The organism is Rathayibacter sp. PhB1, from assembly GCF_004362935.1.
GTDB classification, from domain to species: domain Bacteria; phylum Actinomycetota; class Actinomycetes; order Actinomycetales; family Microbacteriaceae; genus Rathayibacter; species Rathayibacter festucae.
Genome location: NZ_SNYD01000003.1, coordinates 52,539 through 68,999, shown reverse-complemented (window position 1 = coordinate 68,999; position 16,461 = coordinate 52,539). Strand labels below are relative to the sequence as shown.

The following is a 16,461-nucleotide window of genomic DNA, read 5'->3' as shown; positions in this document are numbered from 1 at the left end:
CGCCCGTCGGAGCGAGTGCTCACGATCTGTCGGCGATGTAGTAACGATATATCGGCGACTATCACTCGTCAAGCACGGGTTTCGAACTACGCTCGAGGGACCCCCACCGGAAGGCCCCTCCGCATGCCGCTGTCCGCCGCCGCCCTCGCCGCGCTTCTCGACGAGTCGCTCCTCACCGGCGCCGTCCTCACCGGCCGCGCGAGCAACCTCGGCAACCTCCGCCGTTTGGCCGCCCGCGAGCCCGCCCACCTCTACGGCGTCGACGTCGCCGAGCACTGGGACGTCGAGAGCCTGCTCGCCCTGATGGGGGAGCGGGTCGGCATCAGCACCGACCCCGCGTTCGAGCACGGCCAGGACCGCATCGACGCCGCCCTCACCGTCGCCGCGCTCGACGCCTACCGCGATCGCTTCGCCCGCGCCGTGCGCGAGGGCGCGCTGATCCTCTTCGCCACCGCGCACCCCGCGACCCTGCTGGACGTCTACCGCCGGCTCGCCGCGGCCGCGACGGCGGCCGGCGCCCGCGTGGTCGACGTGAACGCCCTCCCGTTCGCCCGCCCCGACGGCATCCGGGTCACTCTGGCCGACGAGCACCAGCGGCTGTGGTGCACCGGCGGCGTCACCTGCGCCTACCGCGGTGGCAGCCTCCAGCACACCCACTCGGCCGAGCCGATGAACGCCCTCCTCGACGAGCTCGACGCGCTCGGCATCCGCCCCGACCTCGTCGTCGCCGACCACGGCTGGGCGGGTGCGTCCGGGCGGCGCGGCCTGGCGACGATCGCGATCGCCGACTGCAACGACCCCGCCGTCTTCGTCGCCGAGGCGCAGGGCTCGATCGAGGTGGTCGTCCCGATCGACGACGGCCTCGCCGTCCACCTCTACGAGCCGGTGATCGCCTACCTCCTGGACGGCCTCGACGCCACCTCCGAGCCCGCTCGGACCTCCGGCTCGTAGACTCGTCCAATGCTCGTCGGGATCCTGTGATCCGGCGAGCCGTGCGCGTTCCCGCGAGCCCGAGGTCAGCCCTCGCCACCACTTCCCAGACGGAGCATCCGTGACCCAGCCCCAGGACGGCCTCCTCCCGCGCTTCGCCGTCGGCGTCGACATCGGCGGCACCTCGATCAAGGCCTCCCTCGTCGACGTGACCACCGGCGAGCGCGCCGCCCGCCGCTTCGCCGTCGCGAACCCGGTCGGCAAGGAGCCCGAGGACTTCGCCGCGGCCATCGCCGGCATCGTCCGCGACGTCTCGCCGATCGCCGGCACTCCCGTCGGCGTCGGCTTCCCCGGCATCGTCCGCGGCGGCATCGTGCGGCAGACCACCCACGTCTCGCAGCGCTGGGTCGGGATCGACGCGCAGGCGCTGCTGTCCGAGGCGACCGGCGTCGACGTCGTCGTCGTCAACGACGCGGACGCGGCGGGCGTCGCCGAGCGCGAGTTCGGCGCGATGCGCGACCGCGAGGGCCTCTGCCTGCTCACCACGCTCGGCACCGGGATCGGCACCGCGCTGGTCTACGAGGGCGAGGTCATCCCCAACTCCGAGCTCGGCCACGTGCACATCGACGGCCCCGACTTCGAGCCGCGCGTCGGCTTCTCCGCCGTCCGCCGCGAGGGCATCACCCTCGAGGAGTGGGCGGGCCGCCTCAACGTCTACTACCGGCACCTCGAGATGCTGCTCTCCCCGCAGCTCTTCGTGATCGGCGGAGCCGCGGCGCACGTCTTCGACGAGTTCGCCCGCTTCCTCGACCTCGGCACCGAGATCGTCTCCGCCCGCTTCGGCAACGACGCCGGCTTCACCGGCGCCGCCATGGTCGCCGTCTCGCCCGACCGCCTCGCCCCCTGGTACCGCTCCACCCGCGGCGCCCACTTCGACCCGGGCACCCCGGCCATCGCCGACTAGCCGCCTGCGGAGCCGCGGAGCGGCGCCCTCATGTTGGTCGAGTAGCCGCGCAGCGGCGTATCGAGACCCGCCCACCGGACGACGCCGGATCTCGATACGCCCTCTGCGAGGGCTACTCGATCAGCATGCAGGCGGCCCAGCCCCGGGCAGCGCGCGCTGCGGATTTCATGCTGGTCGAGTAGCCGCGCAGCGGCGTATCGAGACCCACCCACCGAACGACGGTGGATCTGCGAGGGCTACTCGATCAGCATGCAGCGAGGCCCGGCGTCAGCGCGTCCGCAGCAGCCCGCGGTACAGCGCGTCCAGGCGGGCCGCCGCGGCCGCCCAGGTGTGGGCCGCCGCCCACTGCACGCCGCCGCGGCCGAGGCGCGCGCGCTCGGCGTCGTCGGCGAGCAGCCGGCGGATCTCCGCCGCCCACACCGCCGGGTCGCCGGAGTCGATCAGCACGCCGCTCTCGCCGTCGCGCACCGCGTCGACCAGCCCGGTCGTCCGCCGGGCGAGCACCGGCGTCGCACTCGCCGCCGCCTCGAGCGCGATCAGCCCGAACGTCTCCGCCGCCGACGGCACCAGCGCGAGCCGCGCCCCGCGCAGCAGCGCCGCCGCCGTCTCGCGGTCGGCCACGCCCTCGAAGCGCACCCACTCGTCCACCGCGAGCTCCCGCGCCGCCGCGCGCACCTCCTCCAGGTACCCCTCGCGTCCCGGCGCCGGCCCGCCCGCCAGCCGCAGCAGCGGCCGCTCGCCGACCGGGATCCGCGCGAGCGCCTGCACCGCGAGCAGCTGCCCCTTCAGCGGCTGCACCCGCCCGAGCAGCACGATCTCCCGCGCACGCTCGCCCGCCCCCGGCGAGAACCGCGCATCCACGCCCGGCGGCACGACCAGCACGCGCGCCGGATCCACCCCGTAGCCGTCCACGACGTCCGACCGCTCCGACGCCCCCGCGACCACCACCGCGTCCGCCGAGCCCAGCACCGAGCGCTCGGCGCGGATCCGCTCCTCCGGCTCCCGCACGTCGCCCGGCACCAGCCGCACGTTCTTCGCCAGCGAGTTCGAGTGCATCGAGTGCACGTGCGGAGCGCCGGTCAGCGCCCCCGCCAGCCCCGACACCCAGTAGTGCGAGTGCACGACGTCCGCACCCTCGGCCGCCGCCGCGAACGCGGGCGCGGAGGCCGCCAGCGCGTACTTGTCCGCCGCCTCGACCGGCACGCCGACCACCGAGACCCCCGGCGCGAGCCGCCGCACGCCCTCGCCGCGGGTGAGCACGGTGACCTCCCAGCCGAGCGCCGCGAGCTCGGGCAGAACCCCGGCGAGGTACACGTTCATCCCGCCGGCGTCGCCGGTCGAGGGCTGCTCGAGGGGCGAGGTGTGCGCCGAGACGATCGACAGGCGGGGCATCCGTCCATCGTAGGAGCGGGCGCGGAGGGCGCGGATCCCGCCCCGCGGCTCCCGGCGCCTCCGGAATCGGGTTGAATGGACGGATGCGCTCCGGTCGGTGCGCGGAGAGCGTGAGGTCCATGGCCCGCCAGAGTCCCCCCGAAGAGGTGCTGCCCCCCTCGGCCGCGCCCGGGGCCGAGGGCCGCGAACCCTTCAGCGAGCAGGACATCCGGGGACTCGTCGGCACCGCCGCCCTCGACAAGGGCGTCGCCTACGCCGACGAGGGCCGGGTCGCCGAGCTGCAGTGGTTCGGCGGGCGCACCCGGCTCTTCGGCCAGGTCCGCGGCTCCGGCCGCTCGCCCTACGCCGTGAGCGTGCAGCTGCGCGACGAGGGCGACCACTCGATCCTCCTCGGCGGCGCCTGCAGCTGCCCGGTCAAGCACGAGTGCAAGCACGTCGCCGCGGTGCTGATCGAGGCGCTCCGCCGCGAGCGCGAGGGCGCCCTGAGCGGCCCGTTCCCCGGCGAGGCCGCCGTCGACGCGGTCCCGGAGTGGCGCAGCGCTCTGGCGCCGCTGCTCGCGGGCGCCGAGCGCTCCCACTCCGGCATCCCGCTCGGCCTCCAGTTCGAGCTCCTCCCCGGCGAGCCCGTGCGCCGCCCGCCCGGCCGCTACAACAGCTACCGTCCGCCGCCCGAGCCGCGCCCGCGCCTCGGCGTCCGCCCGGTCCGGATGGGCGACCGCGACCGCTGGGTGCGCACCGGCACCAGCTGGCGAGACCTCGGCTACCTGCACTACAGCCACGACTACGACGAGCGCCAGATCGACGTCGTCCGCGAGATGCAGGGCCTGCTCTCCGGGCACAGCGCTTCGAGCTACTACTCGCCCGACACCTGGCTCTACCTCGACCAGTGCCGGAGCGAGGCGATCTGGGCGGCCCTGCACGGCGCCGTCCGCGCCGGCATCGGCCTGGTCATGGGCGACCGCGACCAGACCCCGCTGAAGATCCTGGACACCACCGCCACGGCGTCCATCGACGTCACCCGCACCCCGGCCGGCCTCGAGCTGCGCTCGCTCGTCGCGATCGGCGACCACCCGGCTCCGGAGCACTTCGGCTTCATCGGCGACCCCGCCGTCGGCCTCTACACCTGGGACGAGGGCGACGAGCTGCGCGGCAAGGCCGTCACGCTCGTGCCGTTCGCTGCGCCGCTGGTCTCCTCCGCGCGCACCTTCCTCTGGAGCAACGAGCCGATCCGCATCCCGGAGCAGGAGGAGTCGGCCTTCCTCACCGAGCACTACCAGCGCCTGCACCGCCTCTTCGACATCGTCTCGCGCGACGGCTCCTTCGAGGCGCCGCCCGTCCCCGAGCCGCGGCTCGGCCTCACCCTCGAGCACACCGAGGGCGCGGGACTCCGCGGCTCCTGGTGGTGGCGCTACGGCATCGAGGGCGGCCGCGGCACCGAGGCCGAGCGCCTGCCGCTCCGGCTGGACGACGAGTCCGGCTACCGCGACGCCGAGGCCGAGCAGCGGATCCTCGACTCGCTCGGCGGCGCCGGCATCGACCCGGAGTCGACGCCCGCCCTGGTCTCGCCGTCGAGCCGCCGCCTCCGCCCCACCTTCGACCTGCGCGGCATGCAGACCGTCGGCTTCCTCACCGGAGAGGTCGAGCGCCTGCGCGAGCTCGGCACCGTCGAGATCGAGGAGATCGGCCAGCGCGTCGAGTACCGCGAGGCCGAGACCGCGCCGGTCGTCGCCGTCCAGACGGTCGCCCAGCCGGACAGCCGCGACTGGTTCAACCTCGAGATCTCGGTCACGGTCAACGACGAGGCGGTCCCGCTCGCCGAGATCTTCCTCGCCCTGGCCCGCGGCGACGAGTACATGGTGCTGCCGAGCGGCGTCTACTTCGCGCTGGACGACGAGCGCTTCGGCCGCCTCCGCGAGCTGATCGCCGAGGCGCGCGAGCTCTCCGACGACCCGAGCGAGACGCTCCGGATCAGCCGCTTCCAGTCCTCGCTCTGGGACGAGCTGGTCGAGCTCGGCGTCGTCGAGGCGCAGGCCGCCGCCTGGCGCCGCTCGGTCGAGGGCCTCTCCGGCTTCACCGCGACCGGCGCCCTCGAGTCCCGCGCCCTCCCCGAGGGCTTCGCCGTCGAGCTGCGGCCCTACCAGCAGCTCGGCTACGACTGGCTCTCCTTCCTCTACGACAACCAGCTCGGCGGCGTGCTCGCCGACGACATGGGCCTCGGCAAGACCGTGCAGTCGCTCGCGCTGGTCACCCGGGTGATGCAGGAGCAGCGCGCGGCCGCCGCGAGCGCCGGCACCTCGCCGCGCCCGTTCCTCGTCGTCGCGCCGACGAGCGTCGTGCCCAACTGGGTCGGCGAGGCCAAGCGCTTCGCCCCCGACCTCCGCGTGGTCGGCATCGACGAGACCTCGAAGAAGAAGCGCAAGGCGCTGTCGACGATGATCGGCGAGGCCGAGCTGGTCGTCACCTCCTACGCCCTCTTCCGCCTCGACTACGAGTCCTACGCGGGGATCCAGTGGTCCGGCTTCCTGCTCGACGAGGCGCAGTTCGTCAAGAACCGCCAGTCGGCCACCCACCAGCTCGCCCGGCGCCTCGACGTGCCGTTCAAGCTCGCCATCACGGGCACGCCGATGGAGAACAACGTGATGGAGCTCTGGTCGCTGCTGTCGATCGTCGCTCCGGGCCTCTTCCCCTCGCCGGCCGGCTTCGCCGAGTACTACCAGAAGCCGATCGAGCGCGACGCCGACACCGAGCGCCTCAGCCAGCTGCGCCGCCGCATCCGCCCGCTGATGCTCCGCCGCACCAAGGAGCTCGTCGCCACGGAGCTGCCGCCCAAGCAGGAGCAGACCATCGAGGTCGAGCTCGGCACCCGCCAGCGCAAGGTCTACGACACCTACCTCGCCCGCGAGCGGCAGCGGGTGCTCGGGCTGATCGGCGACTTCGAGAAGAACCGCTTCGCGATCTTCCGCGCCCTCACCGTGCTCCGCCAGGTCGCGCTCGACGCGGCCCTGGTCGACGAGGCGCACGCCACGGTGCCGTCGACCAAGCTCGACCTGCTCGACGAGCTGCTCGCCGACGCGCTCGCCGAGGGGCACCGGGTGCTGGTCTTCAGCCAGTTCACCCGCTTCCTCGGCCGGGTGCGCGGCCGGCTCGACGCGGCCGGTGTCGAGTACGCCTACCTCGACGGAGCGACCAAGAAGCGCGACGAGGTCATCGACCGCTTCCGCTCCGGTGAGGCGGGTGTGTTCCTCATCTCGCTGAAGGCGGGCGGCTTCGGTCTCAACCTCACCGAGGCCGACTACTGCATCCTGCTCGACCCGTGGTGGAACCCGGCGACGGAGTCGCAGGCCGTCGACCGCGCGCACCGCATCGGCCAGACCCGCTCGGTGATGGTCTACCGGCTCGTCGCGAAGGACACCATCGAGGAGAAGGTGATGGCGCTCAAGGAGGCGAAGGCCGCCCTGTTCGCGGCCGTGATGTCCGACGACGGCGCGGCGGCGACCGGCGGCATCACCGCGGAGGACGTCCGGGAGCTGCTCGGCTGAGCGGCCCGGGCCGGCGCGGGTCCGGTCAGCAGGCCGGGTCCGCGAGCGCCTTCACGAACGCGCCGGTCTGGTAGACGTACTCGTAGGCCCAGTCGCCGAGCGTGTACGGCTCGCCGGAGGACACCATCGAGAGCTCGCCGTCGAAGCAGCGGCCGAGCAGCAGCCGCGCCCGCGCGATGTGCGGGGTCTGCGTGATGACGACGACGCTGTCCCAGTGGTCCGCGCGCGCGTCGTCGGCCAGGGCGCGCGCCTCGCCCTGGGTGGTCCCCGGGTCGGCCGTGAAGCAGATCACGTCCATGTCCGGCTCGTCGCAGGCCACCACGTCGTTCTCGCCCGGAGCCGCGGCCAGATCCGAGGCCCAGACCGAGATCACCAGGGTGTCGGCCACTCCCGCCTCGACGAGGTCGCGGCCGAGCTCGGTGCGCGCGCGGGTGGGCGGCCCGAGCACGAGCACCGCGTCGGCGTGCTCCGGCACCGGATCGATCGCGGGCAGCACGTAGACGGGGATCCCGGCGCCGACCACCAGCACGAGCGCGGCGAGGGCGCCGACGCCGAGGCGCCGTGCCAGCCGTCGTCCTCCGTGCATGCGTCTCCTCGCGAACCCCGGCGGTCACCGTACCCCAGGCAGGTGACACGGGTGTTTCGGCGGGTCGGGACTCCGGCATCACGAGGACCGCGTCCCGCTGCGCCCGCAAGCCCCCGATCGCAGCTGGCAGTGCGCGGACCGAATTCTGACATCCTGTGTCTTCGGAGCACGGGACGGTGACTCGTGGCGCTCCCGCGACGCCGTGGCGCTCGCTCCTCCTCGACAGAAGGACAGGCGATGGCTGAACCGACACTGGTGGACGTCGCGCGCATCGCGGGGGTGTCCCGCGCGACCGCCGCGCGAGTGCTCGCGGGCCGGACCAACGTCGACGCCGGGATGACCGCCGCCGTGGAGCGCGCCGCGAAGCAGCTGGGCTACGAGGCGAACGGCGCCGCGCGCATGCTGCGCGGGGGCCGCGCGGGCTCGATCGCGCTGATCGTCGCCTTCGAGGATCTCGACCGCCTGCCCGGGACGATCCTCACGGCGGTCCTGAAGGGCGCCGCGGCGAGCCTGCACGCGCAGGGAGTCCAGCCGGTCCTGCTGCCCGCGGACTACGACGACAGGGGCCGGGTCGCCCGGCTCCTCCGCACGCGCGCGGTCGACGGGGCGATCGTGATCCTGCAGAACGAGATGACCCAGGTGACCCAGGAGCTGGCGGACTCTCCGGCCCCGATCGCCTGGGTGGGACGGCCGAGGGTCGCCCTCGCGGACGACGCGCTCGTGATCGACGCGGACAACTACGGGGGAGGGAGGCTCGCCGCACGAGTGCTGGCCGAGTCCGGCCGTCGGCGACTCGGCATCATCACGGGCCCCCACGACATGAAGCCCGCCCGTGAGCGGCTGCGCGGCTGGCGCGACGAGCTGGAGCACCTGGGCATCGACTACGCGCCCCTCGCGCACGGTGCGTTCACGGTCGAGAGCGGCGTGACCGCGATGGTGCGCCTCCTTCAGCGCTACCCCGACCTCGACGGGATCTTCGCCTCCTCCGACCTGATGGCGCACGGCGCGATCCACGTCCTCCGGGCCGCCGGGCGGCGCGTGCCGACGGACGTCTCGGTCGTGGGCTTCGACGACGTCGTCATCGCGACCACGACGGACCCGCCGATCACGACGATCCGCCAGCCCCTCGCGGAGATGGGCCGCATCGCCGCCGAGACCGTCGTCGCCGTCCTGCAGGGACGCGAGGTCGACCGGCAGCGGATCCTGCCCGTCAGCCTCGTCCAGCGGGAATCCACGTAGCGCGGAGGGCGTCCTCGAGAAGCGCGGCGCTCAGGGTCGCCGCCGGTTCAATCCGCGACCAGCGACCGCAGCTCCCGCACCCCCGCGACCACGTCGGCCCCGACGCGCCCCGCCTGCACCGCCGCGCGCAGCGGCAGCGTCCGATGCGGCCGCAGCAGCCGTCGCGCCGCCGTGCAGGGCAGCGCGAAGAGCGCGACGACGCCCGCGTCGATCCCGTCGAGTCCGCCGTCGTCGCGGCCGAAGACCAGCTCGCGTCCCTCGCGGGCCAGCTCGTCGGGCAGCGCCGCCTCGCCGACCGGCAGCCGCACGGAGGCGAGCACGGCGGCGGCGACGATCCGGCGACGCAGCGGCCGGCCGATCGTGTCCGCGGCGAGCTCGCCGAAGAAGTCGGCGTGCCGCTCGAGGATCGCGGCGACGGTCTCGGCGAGGCGCTCCATCTCGGGGTGCAGCGACAGCCGCGCGAGGCGTCGGTAGGCGTGCAGCGCGATCTGCGCGTCGACCGCCAGCGCGAGGGCGACGGGCCCCGCGAGCAGCCGGGACGAGCGGTCCCGCAGCACCCGGCTCCGGACCACGGGCTCGGCCGGGCCGGTCTCGACGCCGCGGATCCGCGGTGAGGCCGCCAGCACCTCGCCGAGCGCGTCGGCGATCCGGTGCCGCTCGGCGGCCCAGGTCGTCGCGAACGACCGCACCCGCGGATCGGGGTGCGCCCGCGCGAGCGGCAGCACCCGCACGACGGCCGCGTGCTCGAGAGCGCGGAGGTAGGCGGACGCGACGATCGCCTCGCGATCCAGCGGCGCCTCCTCGAACTCGCGGATCGAGAAGTGGTCGTGGAGGCTGCCGTGCGCGCTGCGACGGTAGCTCTCCACGTCGAACGGTTCCGCGATGCCCATGCTCCACCCGCCTTCGCCTCGACCGTACCGCCATCCCGGGCCCGGAACCTGAACGGCGGAAGGTCCGTCGCTGCCAGACTGGAGCCCGCGCGCCGCCCGGCCGCGGGACGGGGCGGAGATGGGGTCTCGCGGGTCCGCGGTCGCCGCGATCCTCCTCGCCGCGGTCTGCTTCGGCACCACCGGCACCGCGCAGTCGCTCGGCGCGGAGGGCGTCGATCCGCTGCTGCTCGGCGCCGCCCGGATCGTGCTCGGCGGAGCGCTGCTGGCCGCCCTGCTCGGCGTCGAGACGGCGCGCGCTCCCCGCCGCGCCGCCCGGAGGCCGCTCGCCTCGACGGTGCTGCTCGTCCTCCTCGGTGCGGCCGGCGTCGCCGCCTACCAGCCCGCCTTCTTCACCGGCACCGCCGAGAACGGCGTCGCGGTCGGCACGATCGTCGCGCTCGGCTCCGCCCCCGCCTTCACCGGACTGCTCGAGTGGCTCGTCCTGCGTTCCGCCCCGAGCCCGCGCTGGTTCGTCTCGACGGCGCTCGCCGCGGTCGGCGTCGTGCTGCTCGCCGGTCTGCTGACCGGCGGCGCCGCGGGCGGAGTCTCCGTGCTCGGTCTCGCGGGCTCGGCCGGAGCCGGTGCCGCCTACGCGCTCTACGCCGTCTGCGGCAAGCTGCTGCTCGAGCGCGGCTTCACTCCGGCCGCCGCGATGGGCGCCCAGTTCGGCACCGCCGCGCTGCTCGCGCTGCCGGTCCTGCTCGCGGGCGACCCCGGACGCGTCGCCGGCTCCCTCCCCGCCGTGCTCTGGCTCGGCGTGGTGACCGTCGCGGTCGCCTACACCCTCTTCGCGCGGGGCTTGCGCCTCCTGCCCGCCGCCACGGTCTCGACGCTCACCCTGGTCGAGCCCGCCACCGCGACCCTCCTCGGCGTCGCCCTGCTCGGCGAGCGGCTGACCCCCGACGCGGTCGCCGGCATCGCCGTCCTGGTGCTCGCCGTGCTGCTCCTGGCGCTGCCCGCGCGCCGGGGGAGTGCGCGCCGCAGGAGGTCCGAGGTCGTCGCGCCTGAGGCGCCGTCGAGCCTCGCGGAGTAGCCTCTGCCCTGCCGCGGCGCCCGAGCGCCTCACCGATCGACGACGAGGGGCGGATGAGATGACCAACCCCTGGCTCGCCCTGCCCGGCAGCGGTCGCCGCCGCCCGCTGGTCGAGGCCTCCTGGGAGCGGGCGCGCCGCCACCGCCTCGATCCCGAGCGCCTCACCGCCCCGCTGTCCTTCTCGAGCGACGAGCTGCGCGACTACCGGATGGGGCACCCGCTCGCCTCGGTGCTGCCCGTCATCCGGCGCCTCCTCGTCCGCGACGCCGACGAGGACAGCGGCGTGCTCGTTGCGGTCGGCGACGCCCTGGGTCGGCTGCTCTGGATCGACGGCGACCAGGCGCTGAAGAGCTCCGCCGAGCGGATGCTCTTCGTCGAGGGAGCGGCCTGGGCCGAGCCCGACGTCGGCACCTCCGCCCCCGGCACCGCCCTCGTCCTCGATCACGGCGTGCAGATCCACGGCGCCGAGCACTTCGCCTCGCTCGTCCACCCCTGGAGCTGCACCGCGGTGCCGATCCACGACCCCGAGACCCACGAGATCCTCGGCGTGATCGACATCACCGGCGGCGCCGAGGTCGTCGCCCCGCAGACCCTCCCGCTGATGGAGGCGACCGCGGCGGCCGTCGAGAGCCAGCTGATGGTGCAGCGGCTGCAGCGCCCTCGCCGCGCGCAGCCCCGCCGCTCGCCACCCCGGCCCGCGGCGGCCCGCGCGCCGAGCCTGCGCGTCCTCGGCCGCGAGACCGGCGTCGTCACCGCCGACGGCGTCGAGCTCGAGCTCTCCACCCGGCACGCCGAGATCCTCACCCTCCTCGCCTGGCACCGTGCGGGGCTGTCCGCCGAGGCGCTCGCCCAGCTGCTCTACGGGCGGGAGGACGCGGTGGTCACCGTGCGCGCCGAGATGGTGCGCCTGCGCCGGATCCTCGAGCCGCGCCTCCCGCGGCTGGTGCCGCTCTCGCGCCCGTACCGCCTCGCCAGCCCGGTCGACCTCGACGCGCGCCAGGTGGTCGGCCTGCTCGACCGCGGCGCGCACCGGCTCGCCCTCGACGCCTACGCCGGCGCCCCGCTGCCCGGCTCCGAGGCCCCGGGTGTCCGCGCGATCGCCGACGAGCTGCGCGGCCGCGTGCGCGCCACCGTGCTCACCAGCGCCGCCGCCGAGACGCTGCTCGCCTACGCGCACGGGCCCGACGGCCACGACGACGCCGAGGTCTGGGCCGAGCTGCTGCGGATCCTGCCGCGCCGCTCGCCCCGCCGCGCCGGCATCGTCGCGCACCTCGAGGAGCTCGAGGCCGAGCAGCGCTGACCGCGCCCGGCCGCCGCCTCCGTCGCCGCGCGGTCGTGCAACGGCGTGCAACCTCCCGCGACGTACGGTCGGATCGAGCGCGACACCCCGCACTCACCCGACAACGACGTCGATGGAGGTCCACATGACGCTGTACGCCGACCCGGTAGCCGACCAGGCACCGAAGGAACCGGAGTCCACGGTCTACGCCAACCCGGGCACGGAGGGATCCGTCGCCTCGTTCCGCTCCCGCTACGACCACTTCATCGGAGGCGAGTACGTCGCCCCCGCGAAGGGCCAGTACTTCGAGAACATCACCCCGATCACCGGGAAGCCCTTCTGCGAGATCGCCCGCGGCACCGCCGAGGACATCGACCGCGCGGTCGAGGCCGGCTGGAAGGCGTTCCCGAGCTGGGGCAAGACCAGCCCCGCCGAGCGCTCGAACGTGCTGCTGCGCATCGCCGACCGGATGGAGGCGAACCTCGAGCTGCTCGCGGTCGCCGAGACCTGGGAGAACGGCAAGCCGGTGCGCGAGACCCTCGCCGCCGACATCCCGCTCGCGATCGACCACTTCCGCTACTTCGCCGGCGCCCTGCGCGCCCAGGAGGGCGGCGTCTCCGAGATCGACCACGACACCATCGCGTACCACTTCCACGAGCCGCTCGGCGTGGTCGGCCAGATCATCCCCTGGAACTTCCCGATCCTGATGGCCGTGTGGAAGCTCGCTCCGGCACTTGCCGCCGGCAACTGCATCGTCCTCAAGCCGGCCGAGCAGACCCCCGCGTCGATCCACGTGCTGATGGACCTGATCCACGACCTGCTGCCCGCCGGCGTGCTCAACATCGTCAACGGCTTCGGCATCGAGGCCGGCGCCCCGCTCGCCTCGCACCCGCGGATCCGCAAGATCGCCTTCACCGGCGAGACGACCACCGGCCGCCTGATCATGCAGTACGCGAGCGAGAACCTCATCCCCGTCACCCTCGAGCTCGGCGGCAAGAGCCCCAACGTGTTCTTCGCCGACGTGGCCGCCGAGCGCGACTCGTTCTACGAGAAGGCGCTCGAGGGCTTCTCGTTCTTCGCCCTCAACCAGGGCGAGGTCTGCACCTGCCCCTCCCGCGCCCTCGTGCAGAAGTCCATCTACGACGACTTCGTCGGCGACGGACTCGAGCGCGTCGGCCGGATCAAGCAGGGCAACCCGCTCGACGTCTCGACGATGATCGGCGCCCAGGCCTCCAACGACCAGCTGGAGAAGATCCTCTCCTACATGGACATCGGCAAGCAGGAGGGCGCGAAGCTGCTCATCGGCGGCGACCGCGCCGACCTGGGCGGCGAGCTCAGCGGCGGCTACTACGTCAACCCGACGGTCTTCGAGGGGCGCAACTCCATGCGCATCTTCCAGGAGGAGATCTTCGGCCCCGTCCTCGCCCTCACCTCGTTCGAGGACTTCGACGACGGCATCGCCATCGCCAACGACACCCTCTACGGCCTCGGCGCCGGAGTCTGGAGCCGCAACGGCGCCCAGCTCTACCGCGCCGGCCGCGCCATCGAGGCCGGCCGCGTCTGGTCCAACACCTACCACCAGTACCCGGCCCACGCGGCCTTCGGCGGCTACAAGCAGTCCGGCATCGGCCGCGAGAACCACAAGATGATGCTCGACCACTACCAGCAGACGAAGAACCTCCTCGTCAGCTACGCGGAAGGGCCCATGGGCTTTTTTTGAGCCGTCTTGCGGCGATTCCTCGCTCCGCTCGTCATCACCGCCGCGGTCGGCTTTCCGAGGTGGTCGCGCTGAGTGGAGCGGGGAGCGTCGCGCTACGCGAATCCGCTGGCACGCGGATTCGCGCTCCGCGCTCTCCCCTCCGCTTCGCGTTTCGATGCTGAGGGGAAGGACGCGGCGGCGGACCTTCATGTTGGTCGAGTAGCCCCGGAGGGGCGTATCGAGACCCGCCGTCCTCAGCAGGGCGGCTCTGCAGACTCGTCCTTCTGAGGCTGGTGGATCTCGATACGCCCGCTTCGCGGGCTACTCGATCAGCATGGGGGGCTTCCCCGCACCGACGAAGTGATCTCTCCTGAGGGACCCACAGCACACGCACGCACCACCGAGAGGAACACCGTCCATGGACAGCACGCGCGTCGACGTGACCGAGGCGGCAGCCGGCATGCTGCAGCGGATGAGCGAGCTGCACGGGCCGTTGATGTTCCACCAGTCCGGCGGCTGCTGCGACGGCAGCTCGCCGATGTGCTTCCCGGTCGGGATGTTCCGCACGGGGGCGTCCGACGTGCTCGTCGAGACGCTGCACGTGGACGGGCTCGCCCCGATCGAGTTCTACATGTCGCGGACCCAGTTCGAGTACTGGAAGCACACCCACCTCACCGTCGACCTGGTCGACGGGCGGGGGAGCGGCTTCAGCGTCGAGGCGCCCGAGGGCAAGCGCTTCATGATCCGCAGCCGCCTCCTCACCGACGCCGAGCTGGTCGAGTTCGGCCTCCTGCCGGCCGCCGCCGTCCAGCTCTGACCCCCTCGGTCGCAGGGAATCGCCCGCCTCGGGAATATACCCCCCGGGGGTATGTTGAACCACGGTGACCGACACCGAGGGAGCACCGATGACCGACGCCGCGCACGACCACAGCAGCCACTCCGCCTCCGCCACGACGTCCTGGCGGACCGCCGCCACGGCCACTCTGCACTGCCTCACCGGCTGCGCCATCGGCGAGGTCCTCGGCATGGTGCTCGGCACCGCACTCGGGCTGCACACCCTCGGCACCGTCGTGCTCTCCATCGTGCTCGCCTTCGCCTTCGGCTACGCCCTGACGATGCGCGGAGTGCTCCGCGCGGGGGTCTCCTGGCGCGCCGCCGTCGGCATCGCCCTCGCGGCCGACACCGTCTCGATCGCCGTGATGGAGGTCATCGACAACACGGGGATGCTGGCGATCCCCGGCGCGATGGACGCGGGACTCGCGACCGGCCTCTTCTGGGGCTCCCTCGCCGGCTCGCTCGCCCTGGCCTTCGTGGTCACCACCCCGGTCAACCGCTGGCTGATCGGCCGCGGCAAGGGCCACGCGGTCGTGCACCGCTTCCACCACTGAGAGCCGACGCGTGCGGGACGCCGCTCCGGCGCCCCGGCGGCGGCGCGGCTCCGACCTCGAGCCGCACCGCCACCGGCCTCACGCCCCGCAGCCGCCGAGCGTCAGCACCGGCTGCTCGTTCAGCGTGATGTCCACCACGGTCCCCTGGTCGGCGGCGATCCGGAACCACAGGGTCCGCCCGGAGCCGTTGCTCAGCGCGTAGAGGGCGTCACCGGCGACCGGATCCGCCGGGGTGATCCCCGGGTAGGCCGCCAGGAGCTCCTGCTCGGTCGAGCCGATCCCGATCCCCTCCGCCGTGCGCGGGAACGCGGCGGCCGCCCGCGTCGCGTCGACCCCGTAGCCGAAGACGTTCAGGAGGGTGACCCTGCCCGGCTCGTCGGAGACCGCCATGATCCAGGCCTGGGGGTTCTCCGTGGAACCCCGCCGATCGGAGCGGCACTCCTCGACCCCGAAGTCGTACGGCACGAGAGCGGTCGTGTCGAGGGCGGCGGAGGCGGACTCGCTGCTCCCGCCGAACGCGATCGGCCCGATGCCGTCGAACCCGATCACCCAGGCGGACAGGTCGGCGGTCGCCGCGGTCTCCGTCGGCACGGGGGTCGGCGCCGGAACGGGCGCGGCGGTGGCGGTGGCCGTGGCCGTCTGCGTCTCGGTCGGCGTCGGGACGGGCTCCGGCGTCGCCGTCTCGACGGGCGCCGGCTCCGGAGGGTCGAACGCGCCGGTCAGGGCGACCGCCACCCCGCCGCCGGAGAGCAGCACGGCCGCCGTCACGAGGCCGACGAGGAAGGAGGCGCGGTGGCGCAGCGGCCGCCGAGCCCGGTCGGCACGGGCGTTCTCGACGATCATGCGACGGAAGGCGCGGTCGCGCTCCGGATCGATCACGGGCTTGTCGTTCATCGTGCACCTCCATCGGTGGCTGCGTCGGCGGTGAGATCGGAGATCAGCCCTGCGAGCTTCCCCTTGGCCCGGGAGAGCCGGGACTTGACCGTTCCCTCGGGGACGCCGAGCACCGCGGCGGCGTCGGCGACGGGCATCTCGGCGATGACGCACAGCGACAGCACGTCCTGGTCGCGGAGGCCGAGGGCTCCGAACGCCAGGCGGATCGCCTCGCGTCGCGGCTCGTCGTCGATCCGCCGGTCGGAGTCGCCGGAGAAGTCGTCCTGGTGCTCCGGTTCGGGCAGGCGCCCGAGAGCCAGCCGGTGCCGGCGTGCCGACCGTCCGGCGTTCCGGGCGACGTTGTTCGTCGTGGCGAGCAGCCAGGGGAGCGGCGACCCGTCGACGAGCCGGACGGACGCCCGGCGGCGCCACGCCTCCAGGAAGACGAGCGCCGTCACGTCCTCGGCGTCGTGCAGGGCGCGGGTGTGGCGGAGCGCGTGCCAGAACACGCGCTGCCGGAAGGCGTCGTAGAGGCGGCCGAAGTCGTCGGGGTCACCCGAGAGCGCGGTCGCCCACGACACTCCGGCTTCTCGAGGCGGTGAGGAAGCGG

The 16,461-nt window shown here is 73.7% G+C and carries 14 protein-coding genes; 9 read left to right on the top strand and 5 right to left on the bottom strand.

Going from position 1 to position 16,461, the window contains the following annotated elements; all coding sequences use genetic code 11:
* Nucleotides 1-123: 123 nt before the first annotated feature.
* Nucleotides 124-951 (top strand): phosphatase, encoded by an 828-nt coding sequence (locus EDF17_RS08200; RefSeq protein ID WP_123446642.1) that lies wholly within the window; start codon nt 124-126, stop codon nt 949-951.
* A 100-nt stretch (nt 952-1,051) separates the two neighbouring features.
* Nucleotides 1,052-1,894 carry an ROK family protein gene (locus EDF17_RS08195; protein ID WP_123446641.1) on the top strand — a complete coding sequence of 281 codons (843 nt, stop codon included), beginning with the start codon at nt 1,052-1,054 and terminating at the stop codon, nt 1,892-1,894.
* A 267-nt stretch (nt 1,895-2,161) separates the two neighbouring features.
* Here EDF17_RS08195 and EDF17_RS08190 read toward each other — a convergent pair whose 3' ends face one another.
* Nucleotides 2,162-3,286, bottom strand: coding sequence for a glycosyltransferase (locus EDF17_RS08190; protein WP_123446640.1), 1,125 nt, complete (start codon nt 3,284-3,286; stop codon nt 2,162-2,164).
* Nucleotides 3,287-3,405: 119 nt separating this feature from the next.
* Between EDF17_RS08190 and EDF17_RS08185 the strand changes: the two genes are divergently transcribed.
* Nucleotides 3,406-6,825: a DEAD/DEAH box helicase gene (locus EDF17_RS08185; RefSeq protein WP_166649628.1), complete on the top strand. Its 3,420-nt coding sequence runs from the start codon at nt 3,406-3,408 to the stop codon at nt 6,823-6,825.
* Between the two features lie 25 nt (nt 6,826-6,850).
* On the opposite strand, the gene EDF17_RS08180 is transcribed toward EDF17_RS08185, so the two are convergent.
* On the bottom strand, nt 6,851-7,411 hold the full coding sequence (locus EDF17_RS08180; protein ID WP_123446638.1) for a hypothetical protein: 561 nt from the start codon (nt 7,409-7,411) through the stop codon (nt 6,851-6,853).
* A 237-nt stretch (nt 7,412-7,648) separates the two neighbouring features.
* Between EDF17_RS08180 and EDF17_RS08175 the strand changes: the two genes are divergently transcribed.
* A complete protein-coding gene (locus tag EDF17_RS08175; protein ID WP_123446637.1) occupies nt 7,649-8,650 on the top strand; it encodes a LacI family DNA-binding transcriptional regulator in 1,002 nt (333 codons plus the stop codon).
* Between the two features lie 47 nt (nt 8,651-8,697).
* On the opposite strand, the gene EDF17_RS08170 is transcribed toward EDF17_RS08175, so the two are convergent.
* Nucleotides 8,698-9,540 (bottom strand): ferritin-like domain-containing protein, encoded by an 843-nt coding sequence (locus tag EDF17_RS08170; protein ID WP_123446636.1) that lies wholly within the window; start codon nt 9,538-9,540, stop codon nt 8,698-8,700.
* A 118-nt stretch (nt 9,541-9,658) separates the two neighbouring features.
* Between EDF17_RS08170 and EDF17_RS08165 the strand changes: the two genes are divergently transcribed.
* The 5 genes from EDF17_RS08165 to EDF17_RS08145 all read left to right on the top strand — a co-directional run bounded on the left by EDF17_RS08165 (nt 9,659) and on the right by EDF17_RS08145 (nt 14,978).
* On the top strand, nt 9,659-10,612 hold the full coding sequence (locus EDF17_RS08165) for an EamA family transporter (RefSeq protein ID WP_123446635.1): 954 nt from the start codon (nt 9,659-9,661) through the stop codon (nt 10,610-10,612).
* 58 nt (nt 10,613-10,670) lie between these two features.
* The gene (locus EDF17_RS08160; protein WP_123446634.1) at nt 10,671-11,912 is read left to right on the top strand and encodes a helix-turn-helix domain-containing protein; all 1,242 of its coding nucleotides are present in this window, start codon (nt 10,671-10,673) and stop codon (nt 11,910-11,912) included.
* A gap of 124 nt (nt 11,913-12,036) precedes the next feature.
* On the top strand, nt 12,037-13,611 hold the full coding sequence (locus tag EDF17_RS08155; protein ID WP_123447035.1) for an aldehyde dehydrogenase family protein: 1,575 nt from the start codon (nt 12,037-12,039) through the stop codon (nt 13,609-13,611).
* Between the two features lie 397 nt (nt 13,612-14,008).
* On the top strand, nt 14,009-14,407 hold the full coding sequence (locus EDF17_RS08150) for a DUF779 domain-containing protein (RefSeq protein ID WP_123446633.1): 399 nt from the start codon (nt 14,009-14,011) through the stop codon (nt 14,405-14,407).
* A 64-nt stretch (nt 14,408-14,471) separates the two neighbouring features.
* Nucleotides 14,472-14,978, top strand: coding sequence for a DUF4396 domain-containing protein (locus tag EDF17_RS08145; RefSeq protein ID WP_243732834.1), 507 nt, complete (start codon nt 14,472-14,474; stop codon nt 14,976-14,978).
* A gap of 78 nt (nt 14,979-15,056) precedes the next feature.
* On the opposite strand, the gene EDF17_RS19785 is transcribed toward EDF17_RS08145, so the two are convergent.
* Entirely contained in the window at nt 15,057-15,872 is an 816-nt protein-coding gene (locus tag EDF17_RS19785) for a hypothetical protein (protein WP_166649627.1), read from the bottom strand.
* A complete protein-coding gene (locus EDF17_RS08140; protein ID WP_243732833.1) occupies nt 15,869-16,432 on the bottom strand; it encodes a sigma-70 family RNA polymerase sigma factor in 564 nt (187 codons plus the stop codon). The genes EDF17_RS19785 and EDF17_RS08140 overlap by 4 nt, the downstream gene beginning before the upstream one ends.
* Between the last annotated feature and the right edge of the window lie 29 nt (nt 16,433-16,461).

What these genes read in the sequence shown, in the direction of transcription:
- EDF17_RS08200 (WP_123446642.1), top strand. Translation starts at nt 124, where the DNA reads ATGCCGCTGTCCGCCGCCGCCCTCGCCGCGCTTCTCGACGAGTCGCTC.
- EDF17_RS08190 (WP_123446640.1), bottom strand. Translation starts at nt 3,286, where the DNA reads ATGCCCCGCCTGTCGATCGTCTCGGCGCACACCTCGCCCCTCGAGCAG.
- EDF17_RS08185 (WP_166649628.1), top strand. Translation starts at nt 3,406, where the DNA reads ATGGCCCGCCAGAGTCCCCCCGAAGAGGTGCTGCCCCCCTCGGCCGCG.
- EDF17_RS08180 (WP_123446638.1), bottom strand. Translation starts at nt 7,411, where the DNA reads ATGCACGGAGGACGACGGCTGGCACGGCGCCTCGGCGTCGGCGCCCTC.
- EDF17_RS08175 (WP_123446637.1), top strand. Translation starts at nt 7,649, where the DNA reads ATGGCTGAACCGACACTGGTGGACGTCGCGCGCATCGCGGGGGTGTCC.
- EDF17_RS08170 (WP_123446636.1), bottom strand. Translation starts at nt 9,540, where the DNA reads ATGGGCATCGCGGAACCGTTCGACGTGGAGAGCTACCGTCGCAGCGCG.
- EDF17_RS08165 (WP_123446635.1), top strand. Translation starts at nt 9,659, where the DNA reads ATGGGGTCTCGCGGGTCCGCGGTCGCCGCGATCCTCCTCGCCGCGGTC.
- EDF17_RS08160 (WP_123446634.1), top strand. Translation starts at nt 10,671, where the DNA reads ATGACCAACCCCTGGCTCGCCCTGCCCGGCAGCGGTCGCCGCCGCCCG.
- EDF17_RS08155 (WP_123447035.1), top strand. Translation starts at nt 12,037, where the DNA reads ATGACGCTGTACGCCGACCCGGTAGCCGACCAGGCACCGAAGGAACCG.
- EDF17_RS08150 (WP_123446633.1), top strand. Translation starts at nt 14,009, where the DNA reads ATGGACAGCACGCGCGTCGACGTGACCGAGGCGGCAGCCGGCATGCTG.
- EDF17_RS19785 (WP_166649627.1), bottom strand. Translation starts at nt 15,872, where the DNA reads ATGAACGACAAGCCCGTGATCGATCCGGAGCGCGACCGCGCCTTCCGT.